The 11,794-nt window shown below is 56.3% G+C and carries 15 protein-coding genes; 7 read left to right on the forward strand and 8 right to left on the reverse strand.

The genetic code is table 11. The annotated features are described in order from the left end of the window. Positions 1 to 7: 7 nt before the first annotated feature. Positions 8 to 235: a helix-turn-helix transcriptional regulator gene (locus DXA70_RS02150; protein WP_128117480.1), complete on the forward strand. Its 228-nt coding sequence runs from the start codon at positions 8 to 10 to the stop codon at positions 233 to 235. A gap of 64 nt (positions 236 to 299) precedes the next feature. Here the strand turns inward: DXA70_RS02150 and DXA70_RS02155 are convergent, their stop codons facing one another. The 7 genes from DXA70_RS02155 to DXA70_RS02175 all read right to left on the reverse strand — a co-directional run bounded on the left by DXA70_RS02155 (position 300) and on the right by DXA70_RS02175 (position 6,738). Continuing rightward, the gene (locus DXA70_RS02155; protein ID WP_128117481.1) at positions 300 to 1,103 is read right to left on the reverse strand and encodes a GntR family transcriptional regulator; all 804 of its coding nucleotides are present in this window, start codon (positions 1,101 to 1,103) and stop codon (positions 300 to 302) included. A gap of 322 nt (positions 1,104 to 1,425) precedes the next feature. Further along, a complete protein-coding gene (locus DXA70_RS02160) occupies positions 1,426 to 2,631 on the reverse strand; it encodes a mandelate racemase/muconate lactonizing enzyme family protein (protein ID WP_128117482.1) in 1,206 nt (401 codons plus the stop codon). Positions 2,632 to 2,689: 58 nt separating this feature from the next. Beyond that, positions 2,690 to 3,895: a mandelate racemase/muconate lactonizing enzyme family protein gene (locus DXA70_RS02165; protein ID WP_128117483.1), complete on the reverse strand. Its 1,206-nt coding sequence runs from the start codon at positions 3,893 to 3,895 to the stop codon at positions 2,690 to 2,692. 192 nt (positions 3,896 to 4,087) lie between these two features. Next, positions 4,088 to 4,729, reverse strand: a complete 642-nt coding sequence (locus DXA70_RS13985; protein WP_243000982.1) for a hypothetical protein — start codon at positions 4,727 to 4,729, stop codon at positions 4,088 to 4,090. After that, positions 4,708 to 4,971 (reverse strand): hypothetical protein, encoded by a 264-nt coding sequence (locus DXA70_RS15010; protein WP_278321301.1) that lies wholly within the window; start codon positions 4,969 to 4,971, stop codon positions 4,708 to 4,710. Before DXA70_RS15010 ends, DXA70_RS13985 begins: the two co-directional genes overlap by 22 nt. After that, positions 4,968 to 5,504 (reverse strand): amino acid permease, encoded by a 537-nt coding sequence (locus DXA70_RS13990; RefSeq protein ID WP_278321302.1) that lies wholly within the window; start codon positions 5,502 to 5,504, stop codon positions 4,968 to 4,970. The genes DXA70_RS15010 and DXA70_RS13990 overlap by 4 nt, the downstream gene beginning before the upstream one ends. 43 nt (positions 5,505 to 5,547) lie before the next feature. Then, positions 5,548 to 6,738 (reverse strand): mandelate racemase/muconate lactonizing enzyme family protein, encoded by a 1,191-nt coding sequence (locus tag DXA70_RS02175; protein ID WP_128117484.1) that lies wholly within the window; start codon positions 6,736 to 6,738, stop codon positions 5,548 to 5,550. Positions 6,739 to 7,036: 298 nt separating this feature from the next. Here DXA70_RS02175 and DXA70_RS02180 point away from each other — a divergent pair, with 298 nt between their 5' ends. Next, positions 7,037 to 7,339 (forward strand): hypothetical protein, encoded by a 303-nt coding sequence (locus DXA70_RS02180; protein WP_128117485.1) that lies wholly within the window; start codon positions 7,037 to 7,039, stop codon positions 7,337 to 7,339. Between the two features lie 191 nt (positions 7,340 to 7,530). Then, the gene (locus DXA70_RS02185) at positions 7,531 to 7,899 is read left to right on the forward strand and encodes a RidA family protein (RefSeq protein WP_022256564.1); all 369 of its coding nucleotides are present in this window, start codon (positions 7,531 to 7,533) and stop codon (positions 7,897 to 7,899) included. 69 nt (positions 7,900 to 7,968) lie between these two features. Here the strand turns inward: DXA70_RS02185 and DXA70_RS02190 are convergent, their stop codons facing one another. After that, positions 7,969 to 8,625, reverse strand: a complete 657-nt coding sequence (locus DXA70_RS02190; protein WP_128117486.1) for an HAD family phosphatase — start codon at positions 8,623 to 8,625, stop codon at positions 7,969 to 7,971. Between the two features lie 201 nt (positions 8,626 to 8,826). Here DXA70_RS02190 and DXA70_RS02195 point away from each other — a divergent pair, with 201 nt between their 5' ends. The 4 genes from DXA70_RS02195 to DXA70_RS02205 all read left to right on the forward strand — a co-directional run bounded on the left by DXA70_RS02195 (position 8,827) and on the right by DXA70_RS02205 (position 11,670). Further along, positions 8,827 to 9,906 carry a branched-chain amino acid aminotransferase gene (locus DXA70_RS02195; RefSeq protein ID WP_128117487.1) on the forward strand — a complete coding sequence of 360 codons (1,080 nt, stop codon included), beginning with the start codon at positions 8,827 to 8,829 and terminating at the stop codon, positions 9,904 to 9,906. Between the two features lie 164 nt (positions 9,907 to 10,070). Beyond that, positions 10,071 to 10,601: an alpha/beta hydrolase-fold protein gene (locus DXA70_RS02200; RefSeq protein WP_243000983.1), complete on the forward strand. Its 531-nt coding sequence runs from the start codon at positions 10,071 to 10,073 to the stop codon at positions 10,599 to 10,601. After that, positions 10,598 to 10,837, forward strand: a complete 240-nt coding sequence (locus DXA70_RS13995; protein WP_243000984.1) for a hypothetical protein — start codon at positions 10,598 to 10,600, stop codon at positions 10,835 to 10,837. Before DXA70_RS02200 ends, DXA70_RS13995 begins: the two co-directional genes overlap by 4 nt. A 77-nt stretch (positions 10,838 to 10,914) precedes the next feature. Next, positions 10,915 to 11,670 (forward strand): alpha/beta hydrolase-fold protein, encoded by a 756-nt coding sequence (locus DXA70_RS02205; protein WP_128117488.1) that lies wholly within the window; start codon positions 10,915 to 10,917, stop codon positions 11,668 to 11,670. Positions 11,671 to 11,794 lie beyond the last annotated feature (124 nt).

Raw genomic sequence — 11,794 nt, forward strand, 5'->3', positions numbered from 1 at the left:
TGAAAAAATGGCTATTCGATATCATCTTAAAGCAATGTTGGCCGACAAGGATATGACTCAAAAAGAACTCGCTGAGGTTACAAAAATTCGAGCACCTACAATCTCGGCAATCTGTGTAGGAAGCGTTAAGCAACTTCCCATTGGAGTGCTGGACAAAATATGCACTGTACTGGACTGCCAGCCGGGTGATCTGCTGGAGTATGTGCCCACAGAGGATACCGCCGGGGAGGAATGAGCATGGAAGAACTGTATTGAACACTATATCAGCGCACTAGCGCAGTATGGGACTGAGAACATTTTTACAGATGAATATCTTTCGGGTCTACATAGTCCTCAAAGTAATCCAAACCGTGGGCAGGAACGATGCCGAGGATCTGTTCCCGTGCGCTGCGAGCCGCTTCTGCATCACCATTGATGATGCTCTGGTAGATTGCCTCATGAGAAGCTTCCGTCATTGTACCCACACTTCCCAGTGAAAGCCCGGCCGCCTTACGGCGATGAACACGGGTATAAATCAGGTGCCGGATGTGGGAGGAAATGAGCTGCTGCACCATCATGTAAATATCCATATAAAGCTTGTTGTGGCTCATGCAGATGATCTCATAATGGAACGCAAAGTCGGCCTGGACCATATCATGGAGCTTCTGTTGGTTTTCAATGTCGTTGTTATAGATCGCTTCCAGGCGGTTGTATTCATCCAGACGATCTTTCAGCTTCTGGCGGTCCTCCTCCGTGGAAGAAATGATGGCAATGTTGGTGCACTCCCCTTCCAGCAGGTTGCGCAGCTGCTCCACATCCCGGCGGCCTTCCTTGTTGTCGTACAGAGGAGCCAATTCACTGAAAATGGGCTGGACGGAAAAGTGAGCTACAAAGGAGCCTTCGCCCACGCGCGTCTCAATGAGGCCCAGCGTGCTGAGTTTTTGCAAGGCCATCCGCACACTTAGGCGGTTGACGCCATAATATTCCGCAAGTTCTCCTTCGGACGGAAGCTTGTCTCCCTCTTTCCAGACCTGGTCCAGCAGGCTCTGCTTGATAGAGTCGCTGACCTGGTCCACCACGGACAGCCGCCGGATCTTTGGGCTGCGGAGTTTCTGTAATGCCATGATTATTCTCCATTTCCGCTTCGCGTTTTATATCCCAAAGAATCCAAAACCATATTCCTCAGGCGAAATAATTCCCGAAACTAATTGCTGAATCTTATAGATGCAACTTTTTCCATTCACAATCTAAGTATAAGTTTTTTGGGGGTGGACGTCAAGCTAAGAATTTAAAGTGAAATTTGTAAAATGAACAGTTTTTTCATAAATAAAAAATGCTGCACAAGGCAACGCCCTGTGCAGCATTTTCTATTGTTTAGAGGTTATGATCCATGACGGACTTGGTGGATCTGTATTTTATCTTTGCGTTGGGGCATTGGAGACGGGTTTAGCCTCCAATGACGACCTTGCGGCAGGTTGCCAGGAACTCGTCGGTCATTTCCTGGCCGATGCCCGGCAGATCGGGAACGGTGTAGTAGCCGTTCTCGGGCTTGTAGTAGTACTTGCCTGCCTTGATGAAGATGTCCAGCAGGTTTGCGTTGTGCTCTTCGTGGATGGTGAAGTTGGGGATGGCTGCTTCCACCTGCAGAGCGGCTGCGGTTGCGATGGGGCCGCCGCAGACGTGGATCTGGACGCCCATGTCATAGACCTGAGCCATATCGCAGATCTTCTTGGTCTCGGTGATGCCGCCGGTGTTGCACAGGTCGGGCTGGATCACGGACAGGGTGCGGTCCTCGAAGAACTGACGGAAGCCCCAGCGGGTGTAGCTGCGCTCGCCTGTTGCCAGAGGCAGGTTGCACTTCTGCTTGATGTGGCGGAAGTTGCTGGGATTCTCGGGGCTGGTGGGCTCCTCGAAGTACATGATGTGCAGAGGCTCCAGAGCCTTGCCCAGCTCAGCAGCGGTGTTGGCATCCAGCAGAGAGTGGATCTCTACGATGATGTCCAGGTCCGGACCGCCAGCCTCACGGCAGGCAGCGATACGCTCGACCGAGCGCTGCAGGTCGTGCTGACGGTAGCAGCCGCGGATCTGAGTGCCCTGGCTGCCCCAGATCTTCTCCAGCGGAGTGTTGGGGTCGGTAGCGGCAAAGACGGGATCGACCTTGATGGCATCATAGCCGTCGCGGACAGCGTTCTTGGTCACTTCATAGTAATCTTTCGGGTCGAACAGCAGGCCCAGGCCGGCGCCCTTGTTCTTGACCTGGATCAGGTCGCTCCAGCCGAACTGCAGCTGAGAAGCATAAGCGCGGAGCTTCGGGTTGGTCTTGCCGCCCAGCAGCTTGTAGACGGGAACGCCCAGAGCCTTGCCCTTGATATCCCAGCAGGCGGTGTCGATGGCTGCCATAGCGGAGGTGATGACAACGCCGCCGCCCATGCCCCAGAACGTGTGGCGATGCAGGTGCTCCCAGATCTTCTCGGTGTCAAACGGGTCCATGCCGATGATCAGTTTGGCAAAATCCTGGCACTGGCCGAATGCTGCCTCAAAGCTGTTGCCGTAAGCCAGACCTGCTTCGCCCCAGCCATAAATACCTTCGTCGGTGTTGATCTTGATGGTAATGAATTTGCCAAGATAGCATTCAACACTTGTGATCTTCATAAAAATTGCTCCTTCCCAAATGGTGGATGACGGTGAAAACCGATCATTCGATCATTTATTACTCGATAACAACTTTCTTTGCGTTGGCAATGTAGAAGTCGCTCATCTCCTGGCCGATGCCGGGCAGCTCAGGCACGGTGTAGTAACCGTCCTTGGGAGCGTAGTAATACTTGCCGCCCTTGACGAATGCGCTGGTCAGGTTGGCGTTGTGCTCTTCGTGGATGACGAAGTTGGGGATGGTAGCTTCCAGCTGCAGGGCTGCTGCCGTTGCGATGGGGCCGCCGCAGACATGGATCTGAACACCGATGTCGTAGACCTGAGCCATATCGCAGATCTTCTTGGTCTCGGTGATGCCGCCCGTGTTTGCCAGGTCGGGCTGGATCACATTCAGGGTGCGGTCCTCAAAGAACTGACGGAAGCCCCAGCGGGTGTAGCTGCGCTCGCCCGTTGCCAGCGGCAGGCCGGATTTTTCTTTGATGTGCTTGAACATATCGGCGTTGCAGGGCATGGTGGGCTCTTCGTAGTACATGATGCGGTAGGGCTCCAGAGCCTTGCCCAGCTCAGCGGAGGTGTTGGCATCCAGCAGAGAATGGATCTCAACGATGATGTCCATATCGGGGCCGCCAGCCTCACGGGCAGCAGCGATACGCTCGACCGAGCGCTTCAGGTCATGCTCGCGGTAGCAGCCGCGGATCTGAGTGCCCTGGGTTGCCATGACATCGGCCATATCGGCGGGCTCGGTGGGAGCAAAGACGGGGTCGATCTTGACAGCGTCGTAGCCCTCGTCAACCGCTTCTTTGACGACACGGTAGTAATCCTTGGGATCATACAGCAGGGTCAGACCGTCACGTGCCTCGATGTCTTTGCGCCAGCCGAACTGCAGCTGAGAAGCATAAGCGCGGAGCTTATCGTTGGTCTTGCCGCCCAGCAGCTTGTAAACGGGAACACCGAGAGCCTTACCCTTGATATCCCAGCAGGCGATATCGATCGCAGCCATGGCGGAGGTAATAACGACGCCGCCGCCCATACCCCAGAACGTATGACGGTGCAGGTGCTCCCAGATCTCCTCGGTGTTGAACGAATCCATACCGATGATCAGCTTGCCAAAGTCCTGGCACTGACCAAAAGCGGCTTCTGCAGATTTGCCATAAGCCAGACCTGCTTCACCCCAGCCATAAATGCCGGAATCGGTGTTGATCTTCATGGTGACGAAACCGCCAATGGCACCAGTGCCGAGATAACATTCGACGCTCGTGATTTTCATACGTGGAACCTCCATTTCAAATTGTTGTTTCTTTATTCGATCGGAGTCGGCCTCCGAAAGGATTCCAGAGAAAGTTCCTCCCCTCCCTTATCCGCACCCTGTTGAATGGGAGGGTGCGGATAAGCTACTAGGGAAGATTGGTATGATGGGAAAATTGCAAAATGTAAAAGGAGAAACTGTGTCAGGGAACGATCAGGTGTTTGAAGTCTCCTGATAATCCTCAGCCCACACAGAGGTGTGGATCTCGATGTTGCCCGTCTTGGAGCGCCAGAAGCCGATGAGGCCGGCGATGACGATGACCACGACATTGATCGCTGCCAGACCGATGTTCATGGAGAGCAGGCTCTTCCACAGAACGACCAGGAACAGGGCCAGAGAAACGCAGCAGATGGTGTAGTACAGGCCATCCGGCACATGATAACGGGACTTCTTCCAGGCTTCCGGATACTTCTTGGGCATCTTGATCTCAGCTGTGAAATTCAGGATGGCGAATGCAGAGGTGATCAGCTGCACCATATTGGTGATGGTGGTGATGGACAGACCGAAGACGATGGGGATGATGCCGACGACATACATGAAGGTCAGGATGTAGGGGCGGGCACCGCTCTTGTTTTTCTTGCCGAAGCTCTTGGGCAGCCAGCCGTCATCACAGGACTGACCGATGGTGATGGAGTTGTAGGCAAAGCTGGAGTTCAGGGTGGAAAGCAGAGCCATGATGGGGCCGCCGATGATGAAGAAGTAGAACAGCCAGGTGGGGAAGATGCGCTGTGCTGCAAACACCAGGGTGGTGGAGTTGCCGTACTCTTCCACGCTCATGACACCAACGCCTGCCATGCAACGCCAACATACAGGATGCAAAGGGTGGGCACGCAGAGCAGCAGGACGAACGGGATATCCTTGCGGGCGTTCTTGGAGTCACGGCCATAAGCGGTGGTCATGTAGTAGCCCTGGGTGGAGTAGACGAACAGCAGGACTGCACCGAGGAAGCCGCCGCTGATCTGGCCGTTGTTGAAGGTGATGCCCCAGCCATTGATGGCAAAGTTGGGGTCGCTGAAATCGAAGATGGGCAGCTTCATCTTGAAGATACCGACGATCGCAAAGAGGATGAGGCTGCAATCAGAAGCCAGGTCATCATTTTTTGTGCTTTTGCCATGATATCAACGCCCATCAGGTTGACAACATAGAAGAACGTCAGCAGGACGACGCCGACAACGACTTTTGCCCAGTGGGAGTTCAGCGCCGGGATGATGTCGCCCAAGTAAGCAGCTGCCGAAGCACCGAACAGGGACAGCGACAGACACTGGGTAAGGTACATGTAGGCGAAAACGCCGGATGTCCGCGGACTGGACAGGTCGCACAACATGGAATAGTTGCCGCCGCCCAGGCGGAGAGTGGAAGAGATGAAGACGAACGGCAGGATCATGACGAAGCCCATCAGGATCGCCACGAAATATGCCAGCCATGCGGAGTAACCAGTCATTTTGATGGCAGGGACGATCAGAGTGATAACGCCCGCGCCGATGACCTGGCCGATTGCCAGTGCGTAAAGTTCAGTTTTGCCAAGGGTACCTGGTTTTGGGACAGGTTCTTTTACAACATGAATCGCCATGGTAATATCTCCTTTTCCTTGATCTGTATCGATGAAAGATCACTCACTCGATCACTTTGTACAGGGTAGCGCGGTCAATGGCTTCCTGCAGGAACTCATTGCCGATGCCGGGCAGATCGGGAACGGTGAAGTAGCCGTTCTCCGGCTGCAGGTTGTATTTGGTCAGGCCGACCGAGGTATCCATGCGGTTGCAGGTGTGATGCTCGTGGATCAGGAAGTTGGGCAGCGTGCACTCCAGCTGCAGGGCTGCATTGGTGGTCAGCGGGCTGCCTGCGCAATGGACCTGGATGCCCACATCATAGGCGTGTGCCATATCGGAGATCTTCTTGACCTCGGTGATGCCGCCGCAGTTGCCGATATCGGGCTGAGCCAGCTGGAGCAGGTTCTTCTTGAAGTACTCTGCGTACTGCCAGCGGGAGTACAGGCGCTCGCCGTTTGCGATGGGCACGGAGCTGTACTTGGCAATGTATTCCACTGTCTGGGTGGTGGGAGTGTTGGGCTCCTCAAAGGCCATGATGTGGTATTTCTCGGCCAGTTTTGCCAGCTGGACAGCGCCCAGTGCATCGGGATAAGAGTGGTTCTCCATGATGATGTCCACATCATCCCCGGCGGCCTCACGGGCTGCTTTCATGCGGGACTCCACCATCTTCAGCTGCTTGGGTGTCAGCAGGCCGGTGGTGTCCAGGAAGTTGAGGGGCTTGCCCTCTTCATCACGGTCGAAGAAGTCGATCTTGATGGCGTCAAAGCCCTCGGCCAGCGCCAGCTTGACGTTGTGTGCATAATCTTCCGGCGTGACGGCCCACAGATGCTCGGAAACGCCCACCTGGCCCCAGCCGAACTGCAGCTGGCTTGCGTAGGTGCGGAGCTTATCGCGGACTTTGCCGCCCAGCAGCTGGTAGCAGGGAACATTGAAGTATTTGCCCTTGATGTCCCACAGTGCCACGTCGATGGCTGCGATGCCCGAGAAGACGACCGGGCCGCCGTTCTGGCCCCAGAACGTCCGCTTGTACATGGTCTCCCAGATGAACTCGGTGCGAAGCGGATCCATACCGATGATCAGCTCTGCCAGATCGCAGACCATGCCAAACGCGCCGGAACCACCAACGCCGTAGGCCATGCCGGCTTCACCGTCGCCGCAGATGCCAACGTCTGTATGGATCCGGCATCCGATGGGGCTGTTCTGCTTGCTGTTTGCAGTCGGCAGGCGGAACACCTCGACCTTTGTGATCTTCATAGAATTGCCTCCTTTTTTCTATCGTCAAGGACAGCTTAAACGCAGCTGCCTCTTCTTACCAATATTGATGGCCAGCGGGAAAATATCAACTCAACTGTTCGGTTGTTCGCTAAGTGAACTATAGCAAAACTCGACAACTTTGTAAAGAGGTTTTGTGCAATTCTACTTTTTGATGGTTTTTGGAGGAGGCTCTTTGTTCAAAATCACAAAACGAGCGTATTGGGGCGGATTTGTAATGAGGTGACGTTCGCAAGACTTCTCTACGGGTTGGAAATATCGTATTATCACCCTTTCGGCGGTGGTCAAGCGGTATGTCTACCTCTACCGGCAGGCCATGAACCCCTCCCCCGGCGTCAAGCGGCAGCTCCTCATCAAGGCCATTGGCGAGGACGAGCTTCTGGAACAGCTGCGGCAGGAATACCCTGCCCTGCAGGACCCCACCGGCAGCACCCCGGAGGCCATTGTGGAGGGCGTTGCGGAGATGAAGCGGCTGCTCAAGTACAACGACAACACCATTGCCGATAAGCTGGGTCTCGGACGGACGACATTGTGGAGAATGCAGAAGAAATCCGGTGCAGCCAAAGCCAAAAAAGAGGAGTGACCTCCGACCGCCTACATTATAAATAAGAGAATCAAAAAAACACACCAGCACGGCGCGGAATCCCCCAAAACCGTTGACATGCGGGGCGCGGAGGTGTAGACTGCTTGTTATAGGGGGTAACAAGTTGCGGCGGCGTTGTCCGCGGCAGACAGCTCCCAAACGATAAGAAAGAAGAAAAAAGGAGAAGCATCATGAAAGTTATCAACACGGAAAAAGCTCCCGGCGCAATCGGCCCCTACTCTCAGGGTTTTGTGGTCGGCAACCTGGTCATTACCTCCGGTCAGATCCCGGTGAACCCCGCTGACGGCTCCGTCGGCGAGGGCATCGCTGCTCAGGCTGAGCAGAGCTGCAAGAACGTTGGCGCCATCCTCGAGGCTGCCGGCAGCAGCTTTGACAAGGTCGTCAAGACCACCTGCTTCCTGGCGGACATGGGCGATTTTGCTGCTTTCAACGAGGTGTACGCAAAGTACTTCACCTCCAAGCCCGCCCGCAGCTGCGTGGCCGTCAAGACCCTGCCCAAGAATGTCCTGTGCGAGATCGAGGCTACCGCTGAGCTGTAAGCTGAGGCTCTCTATCCCTATAAAGAAAAGCAAAAAGCGCTGTTGTGTGTTGCAACAGCGCTTTTTGTTTTACAGCTGATCGTTTTTCAGCTTCTCCAGCACCTCGTCCAGCGAGGCGCACTCCATGGTGTACAAGCTCCGCATCTCGTCGTCGGCGGGGACGAGGTCGGGCACCATGACGGTGATGAAACCACCCCGGGCACCGGCCCGGACGCCGTTGTAGCTGTCTTCCAGCACCAGGCAGCGGGCGGGCTCCACGCCCAGCTTTTCCGCGGTCAGGAGGAAGATCTCCGGGTCCGGCTTGGAGTGAGCCACATGCTGGCCCGAGACGATAGCCTTGAAGTAATGGGTCATCCCCCACTGGTCCAGATTGTTGCGGATCATGGCCTCCCGGCTGGAGGAAGCCACGGCCATGGGGAGGCGCTGCTCGTCTAGCCAGGCCAGCAGGGCGTCCAGCCCCGGCTTTTTGGGGACAGGGGCGGAGAGGAAGACTTCATCCGCTACCCGGTGCAGACTCTCCACGATGCCATCGGCATCGCAGTCCGGGCCGTAAAAGCTCCGCACCACGTTGCGGGTGGTCTCGCCCGCCGTGCCCCGGGCGGCCTCGGCCAGGCCCTCTTTGTAGGACAGGCCCAGCGCCTTGAGGGCCGGGTCCCAGAATGTGGCCCACATCCGCTCGGTGTCGAACATGGTGCCGTCCATATCAAAAATCACGCCGTTTATCATAAAAAAGTCCTTTCTTTTGTATGCTCCACGCTTTATTCTATCATACTTTACCACAACTTACACGCCTCAAAGATGAAAGATTTTTTGATTCCTTGAAAAAATGATTCAGCATACTATAATAGAAAACAACATTCGGCATTTTTGGCGCGGGGCGTGCTGCCCGCGTTGGCTGTGTGAGATCAGAAAAGAGGGAAAATTATCATGTTGGATATCAAGATCACCCGCACCACTTCTCCCAAGGAGAAGCCGCAGGACGAGAGCAAGCTGGGCTTTGGCAAAAAGTTCACTGACCATATGTTCGTGATGGATTATACGGAGGGCGAAGGCTGGCATGACGCCCGCATCGTCCCCTACGCGCCGTTCTCGCTGGACCCGGCTACCGTCGTGTTCCACTATGCGCAGGAGATCTTTGAGGGCATGAAAGCCTACCGCACCGCGGACGACACCGTGCAGCTGTTCCGCCCCGAGTGCAACGCCAAGCGTTTTCAGGATTCTGCCGACCGTCTGTGCATCCCCAAGATCCCGGTAGAGGACTACATTCAGGCCGTTGAGGCTCTGGTGGATGTGGACCGCGACTGGGTCCCCCACAGCGATGGCGCTTCCCTGTACATCCGCCCGTTCATCTTTGCGAACGACGTGGGCCTGGGCGTGCACGCTTCCAAGCACTACATCTTCTGCATCATCTGCGCACCGTCGGGCGCTTACTACGCTGAGGGCATCAACCCCGTCCGTATCTACGTCGAAGACGAGTACATCCGTGCCGCTCCCGGCCTGACCGGTTTTACCAAGTGCGGCGGCAACTACGCTGCTTCCATCAAGGCCGGCGAGCTGGCTGAGGAGCAGGGCTACGCACAGGTGCTGTGGCTGGACGGCGTGGAGAAGAAGTACGTCGAGGAAGTCGGCAGCATGAACATTATGTTCAAGATCGGCGGCAAGGTCTACACCGCCGCTACCGTCGGCACCGTTCTGCCCGGCGTCACCCGCCGCAGCTGCATTGAGCTGCTGAAAGACTGGGGCTATGAGGTCATCGAGGGCAAGCTGGCCATCGCTGACATCATGCAGGCTGCCCGTGACGGCAAGCTGGAAGAGGTCTTCGGCACCGGCACCGCCGCTGTCGTCTCCCCCGTCAAGGAGCTGGTCTGGAAAGGCGAGCACGCTTACATCGGCGACGGTAAGATCGGCCCTGTCACCCAGAAGCTGTACGACACCATGACCGGGATGCAGTGGGGCAAGATCCCCGATACCAAGGGCTGGATCGTTCCGGTGGAGAAGAAATACTAAGCCGCTTTCCAGAATTCTTCTGTTCAGAATTTTTGTAAACGCCGCCAGGACAGGACCCCGGCGGCGTTTGCCGTATCCGGATGCTTTTTATTGCAATTCCTGCTTTACGGTGTTAAACTAATCTCAGAACAAGAAATTGAGGGAACGAGAGGGATTTTGGAACGATGATCAAAAAGTGGACTGTGCGCTACCCGGCCGTCAACGGCGAGGAGGAGCGGCGCGCTTATGTATATCTGCCCACCATGTATGAGGCAGACCCGGACCGCCGGTATCCGGTGCTCTATATGTTCGACGGCCAGAACGTGTTTTTTGACAGCGACGCCACCTATGGCAAGAGCTGGGGGATGGCCGATTATCTGGACTACACCGACACCCCGGTGATCGTGGCGGCCATTGAGTGCAATGCGGGCCCCAACAACGAGCGGCTGGTGGAGTATTCCCCCTACCGTTTTGACGACCCCAACTACGGCCACTTTGACGGCAAAGGCAAGGACACCCTCAACTGGTTCGCCCACGAGTTCAAACCATCCATCGACAGCCAGTACCGCACCCTGCCCGACCGGGCTCACACGTTCATCGGGGGCAGCTCCATGGGCGGCCTGATGAGCCTGTACGCCCTGCTGGCCTACAACGATGTGTTCGGCCGGGCAGCGGCACTCTCGCCCTCCCTCTGGGTGGCCCGGCGGCCCTCATGAACCTGACCGCCCGCACAAAGCTGGCGTCGGGCACCGTCCTCTACATGGACTACGGCTCCAAGGAGATGGGCAACCACGAGGGGATGCGGAAAGGCTTTGGCGAGATGTGCGGTAAAATTTTTGCCCGTGGCATCAACCTGACCGCCCGGGTGGTGCCCGGCGGCACCCACAGCGAAGCCAGCTGGGAAAAGCAGCTGCCGTTTGTGTTCCATACCCTGATGTATGGGCTTGAATAAGACAGATGCCCTTGGCTCTCCCTCTGGGAGAACTGTCTGCGAAACAGACGGAGAGGGCACAAAAGGAGGTATCCGCGATGGAAATGCAGTATTTTAAGGATTACAGTCCCGCCCTGGGCCGGGAGATGGAGTGCAAGGTGTACGGCCATGCAGGCCGCCCCATCCTCTACATCCCCTGCCAGGATGGCCGCTTCTTTGACTTTGAGGATTTTCACATGGCCGATACCCTTGCGCCCTGGATCGATGCGGGCAAGGTGATGGTCCTCTCCATTGACACGCTGGACAAAGAGACTTGGTCGGACCCCAACGGCAACCCCTACTGGCGGATCCGCCGCTATGAGCAGTGGCTCCACTACATCGTGGAGGAAGCCGTGCCCAAGCTCCAGCAGATCGCCCGGGAGCGGAACGGCTGGGACGGCAACCCCGGCGTCATCGCCTTTGGCTGCAGCCTGGGCGCTACCCACGCCGTCAACCTGTATCTCCGCCGCCCGGACATCTTCTGCGGCTGTCTGGCCCTCAGCGGCATCTACACGGCGGCTTACGGCTTTGGCAATTACATGGACGAGCTGGTCTACATGAACTCCCCCGTGGATTACATGGCCAACTTCCCGGAGGACCACCCCTACATGCAGCTGTTCCGCAGCCAGAAAGCGGTCATCTGCTGCGGCCAGGGCGCCTGGGAGCAGCCGGACACCACCTGGTATCTCAAGCGCATTTTTGAGGCCAAGCACATCCCCGTCTGGGTGGACCTGTGGGGCCACGACGTCAAGCACGACTGGGATTGGTGGTATAAGCAGGCGGCCTATTACATGCCGTATGTGCTGGGAGAGTGAGAGCGTTTGCGCACAGATTTTGTCCACTCAGAAGCACAGGCGCTTCTTGCCTCTCCCTTTGGGAGAGGTGTCACCGCAGGTGACGGAGAGGGCAAGGCCGCTTTTATAGAGAGGAATACAGAGG

The organism is Faecalibacterium sp. OF04-11AC (assembly GCF_003460645.1).
GTDB classification, from domain to species: domain Bacteria; phylum Bacillota; class Clostridia; order Oscillospirales; family Ruminococcaceae; genus Faecalibacterium; species Faecalibacterium prausnitzii_I.

What these genes read in the sequence shown, in the direction of transcription:
- DXA70_RS02150 (WP_128117480.1), top strand. Translation starts at nt 8, where the DNA reads ATGGCTATTCGATATCATCTTAAAGCAATGTTGGCCGACAAGGATATG.
- DXA70_RS02155 (WP_128117481.1), bottom strand. Translation starts at nt 1,103, where the DNA reads ATGGCATTACAGAAACTCCGCAGCCCAAAGATCCGGCGGCTGTCCGTG.
- DXA70_RS02160 (WP_128117482.1), bottom strand. Translation starts at nt 2,631, where the DNA reads ATGAAGATCACAAGTGTTGAATGCTATCTTGGCAAATTCATTACCATC.
- DXA70_RS02165 (WP_128117483.1), bottom strand. Translation starts at nt 3,895, where the DNA reads ATGAAAATCACGAGCGTCGAATGTTATCTCGGCACTGGTGCCATTGGC.
- DXA70_RS13985 (WP_243000982.1), bottom strand. Translation starts at nt 4,729, where the DNA reads ATGGCAGGCGTTGGTGTCATGAGCGTGGAAGAGTACGGCAACTCCACC.
- DXA70_RS15010 (WP_278321301.1), bottom strand. Translation starts at nt 4,971, where the DNA reads ATGAAGCTGCCCATCTTCGATTTCAGCGACCCCAACTTTGCCATCAAT.
- DXA70_RS13990 (WP_278321302.1), bottom strand. Translation starts at nt 5,504, where the DNA reads ATGGCGATTCATGTTGTAAAAGAACCTGTCCCAAAACCAGGTACCCTT.
- DXA70_RS02175 (WP_128117484.1), bottom strand. Translation starts at nt 6,738, where the DNA reads ATGAAGATCACAAAGGTCGAGGTGTTCCGCCTGCCGACTGCAAACAGC.
- DXA70_RS02185 (WP_022256564.1), top strand. Translation starts at nt 7,531, where the DNA reads ATGAAAGTTATCAACACGGAAAAAGCTCCCGGCGCAATCGGCCCCTAC.
- DXA70_RS02190 (WP_128117486.1), bottom strand. Translation starts at nt 8,625, where the DNA reads ATGATAAACGGCGTGATTTTTGATATGGACGGCACCATGTTCGACACC.
- DXA70_RS02195 (WP_128117487.1), top strand. Translation starts at nt 8,827, where the DNA reads ATGTTGGATATCAAGATCACCCGCACCACTTCTCCCAAGGAGAAGCCG.
- DXA70_RS02200 (WP_243000983.1), top strand. Translation starts at nt 10,071, where the DNA reads ATGATCAAAAAGTGGACTGTGCGCTACCCGGCCGTCAACGGCGAGGAG.
- DXA70_RS13995 (WP_243000984.1), top strand. Translation starts at nt 10,598, where the DNA reads ATGAACCTGACCGCCCGCACAAAGCTGGCGTCGGGCACCGTCCTCTAC.
- DXA70_RS02205 (WP_128117488.1), top strand. Translation starts at nt 10,915, where the DNA reads ATGGAAATGCAGTATTTTAAGGATTACAGTCCCGCCCTGGGCCGGGAG.